Below are 16,571 nucleotides of genomic sequence, written 5' to 3'. Positions count from 1 at the left end.
TATCCGAAGTCAGCGAAAGATTAGAACGAGAAGCAGGAACAACCCAGCGCGCCCCAGAAAGCACGGTCATCGGATACCGGCACGCCGGATTTGCGCGCCAGATCGTGCTGATGCCCGTGCACGCCGCAGCTACCGCAGCACTGGTGCATCTGCACGACCGCGCCGATATGATCGGCTCCCGGAGGCGCAGAGCGGTAGTGCCCCGGCACTTTAACCACCGGTGACCACTCCGGCAGCACCGGAATGGGCGGCGGCGCCAGCGGGGTAAAGTGCCCGGCGGCGTACACCACGCGGCCATCGACAATCGTCATTACTGACTCAATCCCCTTAATCTCCTCTTCCGGTACGCTGAAGTAATCCTTCGATAGCGTCACCAAATCGGCCAGTTGCCCGGCGGCAATACGGCCTTTTTTGCCCTGCTCGCTGGAGAACCAGGCGCTACCCGCCGTCCACAGCTCCAGCGCCACGTCGCGCGGCAGGCGATTTTCGTCTTCGTACATCGCCAGCCCGCCAACGGTTCGCCCGGATACCAGCCAGTACAGCGCCGTCCACGGGTTATAGCTCGCCACGCGCGTTGCATCGGTACCGAGGCCAACCGGCACCTCCATCTCCAGCATCTTCGCCACCGGCGGCGTGTGTTTCACCGCGTCTTTCCCGTAGCGATCGACAAAGTACTCCCCCTGGAAAGCCATCCGGTGCTGTACCGCGATGCCGCCCCCTAGCGCTTTCACACGCTCGATATTACGTTCGGTAATGGTCTCGGCGTGGTCAAAGAACCAGTGCAGGCCGTTAAACGGAATATCACGGTTCACCTTCTCAAACACATCGAGCATGCGGCTGATGGATTCATCATAGGTGGCATGCAGGCGGAACGGCCAGCGCTGCTCGACCAGATGGCGCACCACGCGTTCCAGCTCCTCTTCCATTCCTGGCGGCAGATCCGGACGCGGCTGCAGGAAGTCTTCAAAATCGGCTGCCGAAAACACCAACATCTCCCCGGCCCCGTTGGCACGATAAAAATCCGTGCCCTGTCCCGGCTTGAGCATATCGGTCCAGCGCTCGAAGTCGTCCAGCTCCTGTTTCGGACGCTGGGTAAACAGGTTGTAGGCGATACGAATGGTCATCTGCTTGTTAGCATGCAGCTGTTCGATAATTTCGTAATCTTCCGGGTAGTTCTGGAAACCGCCGCCCGCGTCGATGGCGCTGGTCAGGCCCAGCCGGTTGAGTTCGCGCATAAACTGACGGGTGGAGTTAACCTGCTGCTCCAGCGGTAGCTTCGGCCCTTTCGCCAGCGTGGCGTAAAGGATCATGGCGTTCGGTTTGGCGATCAGCATCCCGGTGGGGTTGCCGTTGTTATCGCGAACGATCTCGCCGCCCGCCGGTGCCGGCGTCTCTTTGGTATAGCCGACGGATTTCAGCGCCGCGCGGTTGAGCAATGCGCGATCGTAGAGGTGCAGCACAAACACCGGCGTATCCGGCGCGGCTTCGTTCAGCTCTTCCAGCGTCGGCATGCGGCGTTCGGCGAACTGGAACTCGCTCCAGCCGCCGACAACGCGCACCCACTGCGGCGATGGCGTGCGGTCGGCCTGCTCTTTCAGCATCCGCAGGGCATCCGCCAGCGACGGCACGCCTTCCCAGCGCAGTTCAAGGTTGTAGTTCAGCCCGCCGCGAATCAAGTGCAGATGCGAGTCGTTAAGCCCTGGCACCACGGTGTGGCCATGAAGGTCGATAATCTGCGTACCTTCGCCCGCATAAGACAACATCTGCACGTCGCTACCGACAGCGAGGATTTTGCCATCGGCGATCGCCACCGCTTCGGCGCGCGGCTGTTGACTGTCCAGGGTATGAATCTGCCCCTGGGTTAAGATCAGTGTGGCTGTTTGTGACATAACGTTCTCCTTGGCCAGCTCAGGCTTTTTTTAACCAACTGGCAAACAGGCGGGTCACGATGGGCATCCAGAACCAGACCACCAGCGCGACCACGCAGGCATCGTTGAGAAAATGCAGCAACAAGGTTCCCTTTAACGAGGGCAGCAGCGCGCCGGTAATAGCGGGCACCAGGTTAGTACTGGGGAAAATCACCAGCAGCGTTATCAGAAACTGTTTCCAGCGTTTCGGCTGGCGTACATGCGCTGCGGGCGGCGTAAACCAGAAGGCGGGTTCGGTACGAATTTCAGTGTGATCGCCTTCGCCGAGCAGCGGCGCAATCTCATTAACCAGCTGGCGACGGACGTCAGACTGAGTCCAGGCGTAAAGGTGTTCGAGAGTGTCAAAGCGAATAATAATATTCCACGCCGTCTGCCCGTCGACCGGGCGAATCACGTTCGCGCCCAGATGGCCGGGGTAGCTCGCCGCCACGGGCATAATTTCGCCCAGCCAGGCTTCATATTGTGCGACGTGTTCAGGGCGAATGGCATGAGTAATCACCAGCGTGACGTGCTTTTGCGTCATGACGATAGGTTCCTTGCGCTGACCAACCGACGGGGAGAAGCCCCGTCGGCATCCTCACCTTAGGCTTTACGTTCAGGTGCGCCATGCACCATGGTGTAGGCGTAATCCACGCCCATCCCGTAAGCGCCGCTGTGTTCACGTACCAGATCCATCACCGCGTCGTAAGTCTCTTTGCGCGACCAGTCGCGCTGGTACTCCAGCAGAACCTGCTGCCAGGTTACCGGCACTGCGCCAGCCTGTACCATGCGGTCAATAGAACGCTCGTGAGCGTCAACGGAGGTACCGCCAGAAGTGTCGGTCACCACATACACTTCATAGCCTGCTTCCAACGCCATCAGGGCTGGGAAGGTCAGGCAGACTTCGGTCCACAGCGCGGAAATAATCAGCTTTTTACGCCCGGTTGCTTCCACCGCTTTAACAAACGCAGCGTCTTCCCAGGAGTTCATTGAGGTTCGTTCGATAGGTTTTACATCAGGGTGGACGGCAAGCAATTCAGGCCAAATATAGCCGCTGAAACTTTTGGTTTCCACGGAAGTATAAATAACCGGAACATTAAATATTTTCCCGGCTTTCGCTAACGCTACGGTATTATTTTTCAGCGTTTGACGATCGATATTTGCCACGCCAAAAGACATTTGCGGCTGATGGTCAATAAAAATAAGCGTAGAGTTTTGAGGGTCAATCAGTTCCCGAATAGACATAACACACCTTCTTAATCAATAAGTTAAAAGGCAACGGTCTTACACTGCCGTCAGCAGCAGGATCCTGAATCAGAAAGCCTGTTGAGTATAGCGGGAAATTTCTAACAAGTTATTAAAGAAAACTTACCATCCTGTGACGGTATTATTTTCTTATTACGATGTATCTCATCATGAATCAAAAAAATGCGCAGGTTTCATCTAATTTATTCACTAGCATTGTTTTTTCCTATTCGTTACAACTGAGTGGTTTATTTTTCAGGATATTTTTTCTTATGCGCATTAATCTCGACGTTTTACTGATCCTTGACGCTATCGATAAACACGGCACTTTCGCCGCTGCGGCAGAATCACTGTTTAAAACACCTGCCGCCCTGAGCTATATGATCCAGAAGCTGGAAAGCGATCTGAGTATCGAACTGCTCGATCGCTCCGGGCATCGGGCAAAATTCACCGATACCGGACGTATGGTGTTGGAAAAGGGGCGACTGCTGCTGAATGCGGCAAAGGATCTGGAAAAACAGGCGCTACAGCTGAGCGCGGGCTGGGAGAAGGAGTTGGCGATTGCGCTGGATGACTCGTTTCCTTTTGCCGCACTGCTGCCGCATATCGAAGCCTTTTATGCGCTGAACAGGCAAACACGCCTCAATTTTACCCACCATACGCTGGCCGGTTCCTGGGAAGAGCTGACGCATAACGGCGCGGATATCATACTCGGCGCCATCAACGAGCCGCCGACATCTGCGGCCTGGTCCTACCATATGCTCGGCACGCTGGACAATGTTTTCGTCGTATCACCCCATCACCCGCTTGCCGCCGTGCCGGAAGACTTAACCAATGAACAGCTGTGCCTGCATCGCGCGGTGATCATCAGCGACAGTGCGCGCTATTGCCACCCGCTGCAAACCAATCTGATGGACGAGCAGCCGCAAATTCGCGTTGACGATTTTAATAGCAAAGTGATGCTGCTACGTGCCGGTATCGGCTGTGGTTTTCTGCCCCGACATATCGCCAGCCCGTGGCTTAGCACCGGCGAGCTGGTCGAAAAATCGGTTATCTCTTTCCGTCAGAAAGACGTTGCCTATATGGCATGGCGTAACGGTAGTGATGGCTTAGCTCAGCGCTGGTGGCGGGAAACCCTGCTTGCCAGCGCTGAGATTGCTCGCCTGTATCAATGAGCGGTCCATACCGTGGCCGAAATGGCCGGGAGAGACAGGGTGGCATCAGCCTGCTGCCCTTCCCCTTCCCGGCGCTGCCACCCGCTCACGGCAAGCAGCGGCGATATCGGCAGCGTCACCTCACAGGATTCCCCGCGGTTAATCGCCACCAGTACACGTTCCGCGCCCAATACGCGCAGGAATACCACCACATCGCCTTCGGCGTACAGCACCAGGCATCCACCGTGGCGCAGGGCTGGCGTCGCTTTACGCAACGCGGCTAAGCGCTGGTACAGCGCCAGCAGCGTTTGGTCCTGCTGGCTTTCATGCCACGGGAACGGCTTGCGGCAGAAGGGATCGTTATTGCCATCCAGACCCACTTCATCGCCGTAATAGATACACGGCACGCCGGGCCAGCAGAACAACCACACCACCGCCAGCGGCAGACGCGCCACGTCGCGACCGAGCAGCGATTTAAAGCGCGCGGTATCGTGGCTATCAAGCTGGTTAAACATGCGCAACTGCTGCTGATGGGACAGCCCGGCGCGGTAATCCTCCATCCACGCCATGCAGGTTTGCGCATCGATTTTCTGCGGGTCGTATGAAATATCGGTGTTGGCCAGGAACCCCCACAGCGGGAAGGTAAAGCCGCGGTAGTTCATCGCCGAATCTTCCGCATCCTGCTGCAACCACTGCCGCGCATCACCAAAGTGTTCACCGAAAACGAAGGCATCCGGGCGTGCCGCTTTCGCCGACTGCGTTATCGCCGCAACGTGCTTGAGGTTGTTCTTCGCTCCCCCAGCTTCACCGAGCATATGCACCACATCCAGCCGCCAGCCGTCCATGCTCCACGGCGCTTTCAGCCAGTGACGCACAATGCTGTCCTCACCGCCGTAGATTTCGTCAATCAGCGTTGATGACTGATAGTCAAGCTTCGGTAGGCTGGAATAACCTAACCAGTCCAGCGCCTTGCCTTCGGCAGAGAAACTGTAGCGATCCCGCCACGGAGAGCTCGCATGATGACACGCGCCGTTGTCGCCGCGTTGATGTCGGTCGAACCAGGCATGTGTGTCGCCGCTGTGGTTGAAGACGCCGTCGAGTATCAGCCGCATGCCTTCACGCTGCGTGTTGTGCCGCAGGCGCAGCAACGCATCGTTACCGCCAAACTGCGGATCCACTTCGCGGTAATTTTCGGTATCGTACTTGTGCACGCTCGGCGCGGTAAAGACCGGATTCAGGTACAACGCGGTTACGCCCAACGCCTTGAGGTACGGCAGCTTCTCGCTGATACCGTCAAGATCGCCGCCGTAAAAGGTCGAGCCGCCGGCTTCAGCGGTCAATGGTTCATCCCAGTCGCGCAGGATGATGTCGTGCCCGGCGGCATGATGATGATAGACCTTGTCCTGCTGCTCGCTGCGCTTCTGGCTACGTGCGAAACGGTCGGGGAAAATCTGATAGAAAATCTGCTCGCTTACCCACTGCGGGCTGTCGTCCGGGCAATCATAGGCAAAGAGTTCCAGCTTCGCCGGAGGGAAGGCGCTCAAACCTTTTGGCGCAAACCATAATTGGCGGTCGTCCCACAGCAGCTTAAACGCATAGCGACGGCGCGGCTGGCCCTCATGCAGCGCGATTTCCGCACGCCACTGCACAACGTCAGCTACAGGCGATTTACCGCTACGGCGCATGGGCACCGTCGTCTCTTCGTTGTCCACTTCCGCACGCATCGTCACCCGCTGCGGAAGGTCATCGCCGCGCAGCCACAGTGTGATCATCAGTTTATCCTGCCGCTGCTTAATAAAGGGCGCAACCGGAAGGTGCCAGGCGTTTAACATCATCTATCCCCTATCATCAAAATGAGCACACCTTGCCATACGTCCCTGCCCCTCTAATCCTCTTTCAAACTTTTTTGTAGGGAGGAGGACGGGGGCGCAGATTGCACAAACAAAAAACCCGGCGCGAGGCCGGGTTTAACAACGTTCGCGATGATCAGCGACTGCGACGGGTTTTAAACATCCACCCCACCAGCAGCAGGATAATCCACGCAAAACCAACGTACAGCGAGATGCGCGTATCCGGGTGATAGCCAATCAGGCCGATGATAAAGACCAGGAACACCAGCCCCACAATGGTAGTGGCGACGCCGCCCGGCACCTTAAACTTCAACGCCTTAACTTCATCTGCCGACAGACGACGACGGAACGCCACCTGCGACAGCAGAATCATAATCCACACCCACACGGTGGCGAAGGTGGCCAGCGACGCGATCACCAGGAAGACGTTTTCCGGCATGATGTAGTTCAGGTACACCGCGAACAGCAGCGCGATGGTCATCACCATCACCGTCACCCACGGAATACCGCGGCGCGAGGTTTTCGCAAACACCTTCGGCGCGCTGCCCTGCTCGGCCATGCCGTGCAGCATACGCCCGACGCCAAACACATCAGAGTTAATCGCCGACAGCGACGCCGTCAGCACCACGAAGTTAAGAATACTGGCCGCGAAGGTAATCCCCATATGCTGGAAAGTCAGCACAAACGGGCTGCCGTCGGTGCCCACCTGGTTCCACGGGTAGATGGACATAATCACGAACAGCGTCCCCACGTAGAACACCAGAATACGCATCGGCACGGAGTTGATGGCGCGCGGAATGGATTTCTCCGGGTCTTTCGCTTCCCCGGCGGTGATACCGATAATCTCGATACCGCCGTAGGCGAACATCACCATCTGCAATGACATCACCATGCCGAGCCAGCCGTTGCTGAAGAAGCCGCCGTTGCTCCACAGGTTATGAATACCCGTTGGCTGCCCGCCGTTGCCGATGCCCCAGATAATGATGCCAAAACCGGCCACGATCATGATGATGATGGTGGCGACTTTGAAGAAGGAGAACCAGAACTCCAGCTCGCCAAATACCTTCACGCTCATCAGGTTAATGGCGCAGATAATCAGCACCACGCTGAGCACCCAGATCCAGTGCGGTACCGCCGGGAACCAGACGCCCATATAGATGCCGAACGCGGTGACGTCGGCAATGGCGACAATCAAAATCTCAAAACAGTAGGTCCAGCCGGTAATATAGCCCGCCAGCGGGCCGAGGTTTTCCTGCGCATAGCGGGAGAACGAGCTGGCGGCAGGGTTATGTACCGACATCTCGCCCAGTGCGCGCATAATGATATAAGCGGCCACGCCGCCGATAATATAGGCCAGCAGCACGCTTGGCCCGGCCATCTTGATGGCGTCGGCGGAGCCGTAAAACAGCCCCGTACCAATTGCCGATCCGAGGGCCATAAAGCGAATGTGTCGGGTGCTTAGCCCGCGCTTCAGCTTGTTGTTTTCCATCGTTTCCAGTGCCATGTCATACCCATCATCCCCCGCGTCACCGCGAAGGACTTAGGTGAAAGTACCCAAAATAAAAAACCACGGAACATCACGTTCCGTGGTTAAAACACCTGACTCTGCGACGCGAATTAATGCGCGCTTGATGTCACCTGACGACCCGCCATACGGTCCCAGACAATCGCCAGAACCGCCATAACGACCGTCGGCATCAGCCATGCCAGACCCTGCTCGGCCAGCGGCAGACGAGCGGCCCACCCCGGCAGCACGTCTGCGAACGCAGAGGCTTTAATCCCGTCAAGGATACCAAAAACAAGGCTGATGAACATCGGTGGTGCAATAACGCGGCCCGAATTATGCCACCAATTACGCGTAAAGCTGAGTACTACAAGTGCGATACACGGTGGATAGATGGCCGTCAGCACCGGAATCGAAATCTGAATCAGATGGCTGAGCCCCAGATTTGACACCGCCATTGAGAACAGACCAAGGATAAACACCAGCGTGCGGTAGGAGAACGGCAGGTACTGAGCAAAAAACTCGGCACAAGCGCAGGTCAGGCCAACCGCGGTTACCAGACAGGCGATGAAGATCAGCGCCGCCAGCAGGAAGCTCCCGGCCCCCCCAAAAGTGTGCTGAACGTAAGCATGCAGAATCGCCGCGCCGTTGGCGTTCTGATCGACCAGAATCGCGCTATCAGAACCCAGGCGGAACAGCGCCAGGTACAGCAGCGTCAGGCCGACACCGGCCATCAGACCGGCCCAGATAGTGTAGCGAGTCAGTAAACGCGCTTCCGTCACACCGCGAGAACGTGCGGCGTTAACGATAACAATCCCGAAGACCATCGCGCCAAGCGTGTCCATGGTCAGGTAGCCGTTAACGAAACCATTAGAAAACGCGGCGGTTTCATAGGCATCCAGCGCATGGCTGATCGGGCCGGCAGGCCAGATAACCGCCGCAACGGCCAGCACAATCAGCGCCAGAATTTTCAGCGGCGCCAGGAAGTTGCCGACGGTATCGAGCAGCTTGCCCGGATACAGCGAGACCAGAATCACTAGCGCAAAATAGATAAGGCTATAGATAAACAGCGGCAGTTCACCGCTACCGGTCAGCGGCGCAATACCAATTTCAAACGAGACGGTCGCGGTACGCGGCGTAGCGAACAGCGGCCCAACCGCCAGATAGCAGACGGTGGCAAGCAGCACGCCCGCCACTTTGCCGATTGGCGTACTCAGGCTATCAACGCCGCCGCCCACTTTGGCGAGCGCGACTACGGTCAGCACCGGAAGACCCACAGCAGTAATCAGGAAGCCGATCGCCGCGGTCCAGACGTGAGGACCGGCCTGCAGACCAACCATAGGAGGAAAAATGATGTTACCTGCGCCAACAAACAACGCAAAGGTCATGAAGCCCAGAGCGATGATGTCACGCGATTTTAATTGATGGGTCATATGTAACTACTGCCTGTGGATGTGGTGTTGTAAAACAAATTTATCGCAATGGATTCAGCGGAATGATACAGAGCAAACCAACGATAAACTCAGAGGGATATGCTCCCTTCGCGGAGTAAATAAGAATAGTTTTTTGATTTACCGCGTATAAACAGTCTGTTTACGACCGTACGGGGGCCAATTTAAACGCTTATAACGTTTTAAAGCAACACGGGATCGCAAAACCAGATGATTATATTGATACTCAATTAACAACCAGACTTATTGACTGGATTTAAGAAAAACATCCGGCTAATCATGCGAACAAAAAACAACCAGACGTTCGTTAATCAGGCAGCGTTTTCTTAACTGCAAAGCAAACAGACCAGCCAGGGCTGGTCTGTGGAAAGTTAAGATGACAAGCTGGCGATCAGTCGCTGTTTTTGGCAATTAAACGTTCCGGCAGCAGGAAACTAAAGCACGATCCCTTGCCGACTTCACTGCTAATCTCCAGGCGACTGTCGTGGTGGCTGACGGCATGTTTCACAATCGCTAACCCCAGCCCACTGCCGCCGGTCTGCCTGGAGCGCGCTTTATCCACACGATAAAAGCGTTCGGTGAGCCTTGGCAGGTGCTCTGGCGCGATGCCCGGCCCGTTATCTTCGACGCTAAACAGCGCCCCATGCGGTGCATGCTGCCAGCGCACCGTAATCAACGTACCTTCCGGCGTATGATTCACGGCGTTATAGACCAGATTCGACATCGCGCTGCGCAGCTGATCCTCATTGCCCAGCACCTTCAGCGTTTCATCGACTTCAAAGCGGAACTGATGCTTATTCTGGCTCAGCGTCTGTGCTTCACGTTCGACCACCCGCAGCATCATCGGTACGTCGATTTTTTCATTCAGCGCGAGCGTTGGCGAGGCTTCAATCTTCGACAGCGTTAACAGCTGCCTGACCAACCCTTCCATGCGCTGGGTCTGCTCGCGCATGGTGTGCAGCGCTTTTTCACGCACGTTCCCTTCCAGCACCTGCTCGTGCATCATTTCCAGATAACCCTGCAGCACGGTGAGCGGCGTACGTAACTCATGGCTGACGTTGGCAAAGAAATTACGCCGCGCACCTTCCAACTGGTGCATCTGCGTCACGTCGCGCGCCACCATCAGCAGCTGACGGTCGGTATACGGCATAACGCGGATTTCCAGATGGCGACCGTTATTCAGCACCAGATGCAGCGGCTTGAGAAAATCGCGTTTTTTGAGGTGTTGGGTAAATTCGGGGTAACGCAGCAGGTTGAGGATGTTTTGCCCGCTATCGTCGGGCCAGCGAAGCCCCAGCAGTTGCTGGGCAAGGCCATTACACCAGAAGATCGCCCCTTCTTCCGTGGTCAACACCACGGCGTCTGGCAGCGACTCGGCGCCGCTACGAAAGCGTTTAATCAGATTTCCCAGCTCGCGGCGACGCTTTTTATTACGCAACTGCATCTGGTTAAGCCCGTACAGCAGCGGCTCCCAGCTGCCGCGCCCCGGCGGCGGCGTCATACTTCTATCGACCCACAGCCACCACGACAAACGCAACAGATTCCAGAAATGCCAGATCAGCAGGCCGGTCACTGCCGCCAGTAAAAACCACGGCAGATAACCAAAAATCAGTCCCAGTACGACAGCCGGGAGACAGCATAATAGCAGCTCCAGGGCCAGCCTTTTCCATGACAGCCGTTCCAGCACGCGTCACTCTCCTGTCAAAAATTAGAATCGGGCAGAGAAACGATAGCCCGTGCCGCGAACGGTTTGCACCATACGATCGTGGCCGCTGTGCTCCAGCGCCTTACGCAGCCGACGAATATGAACGTCGACGGTACGGTCTTCCACATACACGTTGGTACCCCAGACGTGGTTCAGCAGCTGTTCACGGCTGTACACGCGCTCCGGGTGAGTCATAAAGAAGTGTAATAGCTTAAACTCGGTCGGCCCCATATCGAGAGGGTTTTCGCCAGTCATCACGCGATGGGAAGTGGGATCGAGGCTCAGGCCCTGCATCTCGATCACCTCTTCCACCGCCATCGGTGAAATGCGCCGCATCACGGCTTTAATGCGCGCGACCAGCTCTTTTGGTGAGAAGGGCTTAGTAATGTAATCATCCGCGCCCGTCTCCAGGCCGCGCACCCGATCTTCCTCTTCACCGCGAGCAGTCAGCATCACTACCGGAATATCGCGGGTTAAGGCTTCACGTTTGATATGCTTAATAAATTGCAGCCCCGAACCGCCCGGTAGCATCCAGTCGAGCAGAATAAGGTCGGGCCAGGGTTCATTCAGTTTACTCACTGCGGTATCGTAATCTTCCGCTTCTACCGGCTGAAAACCGTTTTGTTCCAGCACGAAACAGACCATTTCGCGGATTGGCGCTTCATCTTCAACGACCAGAATACGTCTTGCCATTATTTGCCCTGTTTTTAGACATCAGTATTATATACGGCGTCATTATGCGTCAGATTTATGACAGTTTTATGATAAACATGACCGTTTGATGATCGCGCTTAAGCGTTTATGACACGCGCCATACGCGCTCATCGACCCCAGCGTAGGTGAATGTTTATAATCAACTTTACGTCACTTCTTACGGAATCGCTATGCGCATTATCCATACCTCGGACTGGCACCTCGGCCAGAACTTCTACAGCAAGAGCCGCGCGGCCGAACACGATGCCTTTCTGCGCTGGCTGCTGACCACCGCCGAGGCGGAGCGCGTAGACGCGATTATCGTCGCGGGCGACATCTTCGATACCGGTTCGCCGCCGAGCTACGCGCGCGAGCTGTATAACCGCTTTGTGGTCAATCTTCAGCAAACGGGCTGCCATCTGGTGGTGCTGGCGGGCAACCATGACTCGGTGGCGACACTTAACGAATCGCGCGATATTCTGTCGTTCCTCAATACCACGGTGATTGCCAGCGCGGGTCATGCGCCGTTTATTCTGAATCAGCGCGACGGCACGCCCGGCGCAGTGTTCTGCCCGGTGCCGTTTCTGCGTCCGCGCGACATCATCACCAGCCAGGCGGGGCTTTCTGGCAATGAAAAAGTACGTCAGGTGCTGGAAAGCATCACTGATTACTATCAGCAGCAGTATCAACAGGCCTGCGGGCTACGCGGCGACCTGCCGCTGCCGATCATCGCCAGCGGCCATCTGACCACCGTCGGCGCCAGTAAAAGCGACGCGGTGCGCGATATCTATATTGGCACGCTGGATGCTTTCCCGGCGCAGAATTTCCCGCCAGCCGATTACATCGCGCTGGGGCATATTCACCGGGCGCAGAAAATCGGCGGCAGCGAGCATATCCGCTATAGCGGCTCGCCTCTCCCGTTAAGCTTTGACGAAACCGGCAAAGCGAAAAGCGTAAACCTGGTGACATTTAGCGACGGCAAGCTGGCCGCAGTGACCCCGCTAACCGTCCCCATCACGCAGGCGCTGGCGGTGATTAAGGGCGATTTCGACAGCATCAGCGCACAGCTCGCGGCGTGGGAGAAAACCGATACCGAGGCCACCACGTGGCTCGATATCGAAATCACCAGCGACGAATATCTGCATGACATTCAACGTAAAATCCAGGCCATCACCGACGAACTCCCGGTCGAGGTGCTGCTGGTGCGCCGCAGCCGCAAGCAGCGCCAGCGTATTCTGGAAAGTCAGACGCGTGAAACCCTGAGCGAGCTGAGTATTGAAGAGGTGTTCCAACGCCGCCTGGCGCTGGAAACGCTTGAGGAACCGCAGCAGCAACGCCTGCAAACGCTGTTTACCGAAACGCTAAACAGCCTTGGCGAGGAACAACAACCATGAAAATTCTCAGCCTGCGCCTGAAAAATCTTAACTCGCTCAAAGGTGAGTGGAAAATCGATTTCACCCAGGAGCCTTTCGCCAGCAACGGTCTGTTTGCCATCACCGGCCCGACCGGCGCGGGCAAAACCACCCTGCTCGACGCCATCTGCCTGGCGCTGTACCACGAGACGCCGCGCCTCAATACCGTTTCGCAGTCACAAAATGACCTGATGACCCGCGACACCGCCGAGTGTCTGGCGGAAGTCGAGTTTGAAGTACAGGGCGTCGCCTATCGCGCCTTCTGGAGCCAGAACCGCGCGCGCAACCAGCCGGACGGTAATTTACAGGCGCCGCGCGTCGAACTGGCACGCTGCGCCGACGGGCAAATTCTGGCGGATAAGGTCAAAGACAAGCTGGAGATGACCGCGTCGCTCAGCGGGCTGGACTATGGCCGCTTTACCCGCTCCATGTTGCTCTCACAGGGCCAGTTTGCCGCCTTCCTCAACGCCAAACCGAAAGAGCGCGCCGAGCTGCTGGAAGAGTTGACCGGCACCGAAATTTACGGCCAGATTTCCGCGCAGGTCTTTGAAAAACATAAGCAGGCGCGTAATGACCTCGACAAGCTTCAGGCCCAGGCCAGCGGTGTGGTGCTGCTGAGCGAAGAGCAGCAACAGTCCCTACAGCAAAGTTTGCAGGCGCTTACTTCCGATGAAAAGCAGTGGCAACAACAGCAGGCGACCGCCCTCACGCATCAGCAATGGCTGTCACGCCGTACGGAGCTGGAACAAGACGGGCAGAAAACCCAGCAGGCGTTGAAAGAATCCCAGCAGGTGCTGGAAGCGGCGCAGCCGCAGCTCGCCGTGCTGAGCCGCGCGCAGCCCGCTGAAGCGCTGCGCCCGCACTGGTCACAGATGCAGGAACAGGCCGCCACGGTGGCCAAAACCCGTGCGCAGGTTCTGCAAGTGAATACTCGCTTACAGGCAGCACGCACCCTGCGAGATCGCATTCGCTACAGCGCGGAACACCAGCACGCCGCGCTCACGCAGTCGCTGCAACAACAGCAACAATGGCTTCAGGCGCATGAACATATTCAGCGCTGGCAAGGCGAGCTCACCGGATGGCGGAGCGCATTTGCTCAGCAGACGCGGGAACGTGCGCAGCAACAAACGCAAGAACAGCGCCGTAATGCGCTGGCAACACAGCTGAACCAGCTACCGCCTTCCACGCTGACGCTCACGCAGGAAGAGGTCGCCGCCCGAATCGCCGAACACGCGGCGGCGCGCCCGCAGCGCCAGCAGCTCAGCAGCCTGCACGCACGGTTTATCCCGCTCAACGCCCGCCGACAGCAGCTGATGGATGCTCAGCAGCAGCGCCAGCAGCAGTTGGAGAAAATAATCGCCGAACTGACCCAGCTTCGCCAGGTCTATAAAGAGAAAAAACAGCTGTTGGCCGACGTTAAGGCCATTTGCGATTTGGAAGACACCATCGTTAAGCTGGAAGCCGAGCGCGCGCGTCTCCAGCCAGGCGCGCCGTGCCCGCTGTGCGGTTCCACCAGCCATCCGGCGCTGGCCGAATATCAGGCTTTAAAACCGGACGCCAATAAAGCACGTCGCGATGCGCTGGAAAAAGAGGTTTCGCAGCTGGCCGAAAACGGCGCGACGCTGCGTGGCCAGCAGGAGACGCTGCAAAAACAGCAGCAGAAAGAAAATGACGAGCTCACCTCGCTTTCTCAGCAGGAGCAAGCGCTTACCTCACAGTGGCAGGAGACGCTCCAGCATCTACATATCGATCTGCAACCGACTGACGATATCAACGGCTGGCTGGCCGCGCAGGATGACGCCGAACAGCAGCGTTATCAGCACCAACAACGCCTGACGCTGGAACAGCAGCTTCGCGAGCTTGAGGCGCAGCTAACGCAGCTACGCGAAGAACAGGAGCAGCGTACTGCCGCGCTTAATCAATCGTTCACGGCTTTTGGCCTGTCGCAACCGCAGGCTGGCGATGAAAACAGTTGGCTGACGGCGCGCGAAACCGAGATAGCCCAGTGGCAACAGCAACAGGCGCAAAGCCAGAGCACCCAACAGCAGCTGGCGTTGATTCAGCCGCTGCTGGAAACCCTGCCGCCCGCCGAAAATGCCGACGATGGCCAACAGGCCTCGCTTGACGGCTGGCAACAGGCGCATCATGACTGTGTGTCGCTGGAAAGCCAGTGGCAAACGCTTCAGCAACAAGAAAAACTGGAAAATCAGCGTCTTCAGCAGGTGGAACAGACCTTCGACCAGCAGCTTTCCGCCTCGCACTTCCTGGACCGACAGGCATTTCTGGATGCGCTACTGGATGCCGACGAGCGCCAGCGTCTGGAACAGCTTAAACAGATGCTGGAGACGCAGCACCAGCAGCGCCAAACCCTCGCCGCACAGGTACAGGAAGCGTTGCAACATCATTTGACCGTGCGCCCGGAAACGCTGACAGCCGATTTGAGCCTTGCCGACGTGCAGGAGCAGCTTCAGCAGCTTGCCCGTCAGCTACGCGAAAACAGCGAGCGCCAGGGCGAACTGCGCCAGCAGCTCAAGCAGGACAGCGACAATCGTCAGCAGCAGCAGTCGCTGTTCGTTGAGATTGAAAAAGCCCATGCCGTGCTGGAAGACTGGGCGCATTTAAATGCGCTCATTGGCTCCAAAGAGGGGGATAAATTCCGTAAATTCGCCCAGGGGCTGACGCTGGATAATCTGGTGTGGCTCGCCAACGAACAGCTTAGTCGCCTGCATGGTCGCTATCTGTTGCAACGTAAAGTCAGCGACGCGCTGGAACTGGAGGTGGTTGACACCTGGCAGGCGGACGCGGTACGCGATACCCGCACGCTCTCCGGTGGCGAAAGCTTCCTCGTCAGCCTCGCGCTGGCGCTGGCGCTCTCCGATCTGGTCAGCCATAAAACGCGCATCGACTCGCTGTTCCTCGATGAAGGTTTCGGTACGCTCGACAGCGAAACGCTCGATACCGCGCTGGATGCGCTGGACGCACTCAACGCCAGCGGCAAAATCATCGGCGTGATCAGCCACGTTGAGGCGATGAAAGAGCGCATTCCGGTGCAAATTAAGGTCAAGAAGATCAACGGGTTGGGATATAGTCGACTGGATAAAATGTTTGCCGTTGAGTAGGCCCGATAAGCGCAGCGCCATCGGGCATTCCAGCAGAGTGCCGGATGGCGGCTACGCCTTATCCGGCCAACAGCGACGCATCACGCCGGCCACAGCCACGCCGCCCCGCGAACCCCGCTGGAGTCCCCGTGCAGCGCTTTACGGATCGGCGTTTCGCACTCACCGCCAAACACCCATTCTTTCACAAGCTGCGGTACCGTCTGGTATAGCCGTTCAACGTTGCTCATCCCCCCGCCCAGCACAATCACGTCCGGGTCGAGAATATTCACCACGTGCGCCAGCGATTTCGCCAGCCGCTGCTCGTAGCGACAGAGCGCCTGTTCTGCCAGCGCATCACCTTCATCCACCAGGCGCATAATCTCACTGCCCTTCAATGGACGCCCGCTTAACCGCTGGTAGTCGGTGGCAAAACCGGTGCCGGAAATAAAGGTCTCAATGCAACCCTGCTTACCGCAATAGCACGGCACTTCCGCGCGATAGCGCAGCTCGTCGTCATTCATCCACGGCAGTGGATTATGCCCCCATTCGCCC

General features: G+C 57.2%; 12 protein-coding genes. 3 read left to right on the top strand and 9 right to left on the bottom strand.

Going from position 1 to position 16,571, the window contains the following annotated elements; genetic code table 11:
- Positions 1–20: 20 nt before the first annotated feature.
- The 3 genes from M989_RS18960 to M989_RS18950 are packed head-to-tail and all read right to left on the bottom strand — an operon-like array spanning position 21 to position 3,152.
- Positions 21–1,889 (bottom strand): amidohydrolase, encoded by a 1,869-nt coding sequence (locus M989_RS18960; RefSeq protein WP_064547848.1) that lies wholly within the window; start codon positions 1,887–1,889, stop codon positions 21–23.
- A gap of 19 nt (positions 1,890–1,908) precedes the next feature.
- Positions 1,909–2,451, bottom strand: coding sequence for an antibiotic biosynthesis monooxygenase (locus M989_RS18955; protein WP_064547846.1), 543 nt, complete (start codon positions 2,449–2,451; stop codon positions 1,909–1,911).
- A gap of 59 nt (positions 2,452–2,510) precedes the next feature.
- Positions 2,511–3,152 (bottom strand): hydrolase, encoded by a 642-nt coding sequence (locus M989_RS18950; protein WP_003021513.1) that lies wholly within the window; start codon positions 3,150–3,152, stop codon positions 2,511–2,513.
- Between the two features lie 272 nt (positions 3,153–3,424).
- On the opposite strand from M989_RS18950, the gene M989_RS18945 reads away from it, so the two are divergent.
- The gene (locus M989_RS18945; RefSeq protein WP_064547844.1) at positions 3,425–4,327 is read left to right on the top strand and encodes a LysR family transcriptional regulator; all 903 of its coding nucleotides are present in this window, start codon (positions 3,425–3,427) and stop codon (positions 4,325–4,327) included.
- Here the strand turns inward: M989_RS18945 and malZ are convergent.
- The 5 genes from malZ to phoB all read right to left on the bottom strand — a co-directional run bounded on the left by malZ (position 4,321) and on the right by phoB (position 11,509).
- Positions 4,321–6,138, bottom strand: a complete 1,818-nt coding sequence (malZ, locus tag M989_RS18940; RefSeq protein ID WP_064548123.1) for a maltodextrin glucosidase — start codon at positions 6,136–6,138, stop codon at positions 4,321–4,323. The genes M989_RS18945 and malZ overlap by 7 nt on opposite strands.
- Before the next feature lie 154 nt (positions 6,139–6,292).
- Positions 6,293–7,645 carry a proline-specific permease ProY gene (gene proY / locus M989_RS18935; RefSeq protein ID WP_064548121.1) on the bottom strand — a complete coding sequence of 451 codons (1,353 nt, stop codon included), beginning with the start codon at positions 7,643–7,645 and terminating at the stop codon, positions 6,293–6,295.
- 128 nt (positions 7,646–7,773) lie between these two features.
- Entirely contained in the window at positions 7,774–9,093 is a 1,320-nt protein-coding gene (brnQ, locus tag M989_RS18930) for a branched-chain amino acid transporter carrier protein BrnQ (protein ID WP_064547843.1), read from the bottom strand.
- Positions 9,094–9,502: 409 nt separating this feature from the next.
- A complete protein-coding gene (gene phoR / locus M989_RS18925) occupies positions 9,503–10,798 on the bottom strand; it encodes a phosphate regulon sensor histidine kinase PhoR (RefSeq protein WP_064547841.1) in 1,296 nt (431 codons plus the stop codon).
- Positions 10,799–10,819: 21 nt separating this feature from the next.
- Positions 10,820–11,509 carry a phosphate response regulator transcription factor PhoB gene (gene phoB, locus M989_RS18920; protein WP_035895131.1) on the bottom strand — a complete coding sequence of 230 codons (690 nt, stop codon included), beginning with the start codon at positions 11,507–11,509 and terminating at the stop codon, positions 10,820–10,822.
- 191 nt (positions 11,510–11,700) lie between these two features.
- On the opposite strand from phoB, the gene sbcD reads away from it, so the two are divergent.
- Together sbcD and sbcC are read left to right on the top strand one after the other, a co-directional pair.
- Entirely contained in the window at positions 11,701–12,903 is a 1,203-nt protein-coding gene (sbcD, locus tag M989_RS18915; RefSeq protein ID WP_064547839.1) for an exonuclease subunit SbcD, read from the top strand.
- Complete coding sequence (gene sbcC / locus M989_RS18910; RefSeq protein WP_064547837.1) at positions 12,900–16,040, top strand: exonuclease subunit SbcC; 3,141 nt, start codon at positions 12,900–12,902, stop codon at positions 16,038–16,040. Before sbcD ends, sbcC begins: the two co-directional genes overlap by 4 nt.
- 80 nt (positions 16,041–16,120) lie before the next feature.
- Here the strand turns inward: sbcC and M989_RS18905 are convergent.
- The coding region (locus M989_RS18905; RefSeq protein ID WP_157093574.1) for an ROK family protein at positions 16,121–16,571 on the bottom strand (451 nt) is incomplete at its 5' end.

The organism is Kluyvera georgiana ATCC 51603, from assembly GCF_001654985.1.
GTDB classification, from domain to species: domain Bacteria; phylum Pseudomonadota; class Gammaproteobacteria; order Enterobacterales; family Enterobacteriaceae; genus Kluyvera; species Kluyvera georgiana.
Note: the sequence above shows the minus strand (reverse complement) of the source record. Positions and strands in the feature narration are given on the sequence as shown.

Excerpts from the sequence above, each read along its gene's own strand:
- M989_RS18960 (WP_064547848.1), bottom strand. The coding sequence starts at position 1,889 with ATGTCACAAACAGCCACACTGATCTTAACCCAGGGGCAGATTCATACC.
- M989_RS18955 (WP_064547846.1), bottom strand. The coding sequence starts at position 2,451 with ATGACGCAAAAGCACGTCACGCTGGTGATTACTCATGCCATTCGCCCT.
- M989_RS18950 (WP_003021513.1), bottom strand. The coding sequence starts at position 3,152 with ATGTCTATTCGGGAACTGATTGACCCTCAAAACTCTACGCTTATTTTT.
- M989_RS18945 (WP_064547844.1), top strand. The coding sequence starts at position 3,425 with ATGCGCATTAATCTCGACGTTTTACTGATCCTTGACGCTATCGATAAA.
- malZ (WP_064548123.1), bottom strand. The coding sequence starts at position 6,138 with ATGTTAAACGCCTGGCACCTTCCGGTTGCGCCCTTTATTAAGCAGCGG.
- proY (WP_064548121.1), bottom strand. The coding sequence starts at position 7,645 with ATGGAAAACAACAAGCTGAAGCGCGGGCTAAGCACCCGACACATTCGC.
- brnQ (WP_064547843.1), bottom strand. The coding sequence starts at position 9,093 with ATGACCCATCAATTAAAATCGCGTGACATCATCGCTCTGGGCTTCATG.
- phoB (WP_035895131.1), bottom strand. The coding sequence starts at position 11,509 with ATGGCAAGACGTATTCTGGTCGTTGAAGATGAAGCGCCAATCCGCGAA.
- sbcD (WP_064547839.1), top strand. The coding sequence starts at position 11,701 with ATGCGCATTATCCATACCTCGGACTGGCACCTCGGCCAGAACTTCTAC.
- sbcC (WP_064547837.1), top strand. The coding sequence starts at position 12,900 with ATGAAAATTCTCAGCCTGCGCCTGAAAAATCTTAACTCGCTCAAAGGT.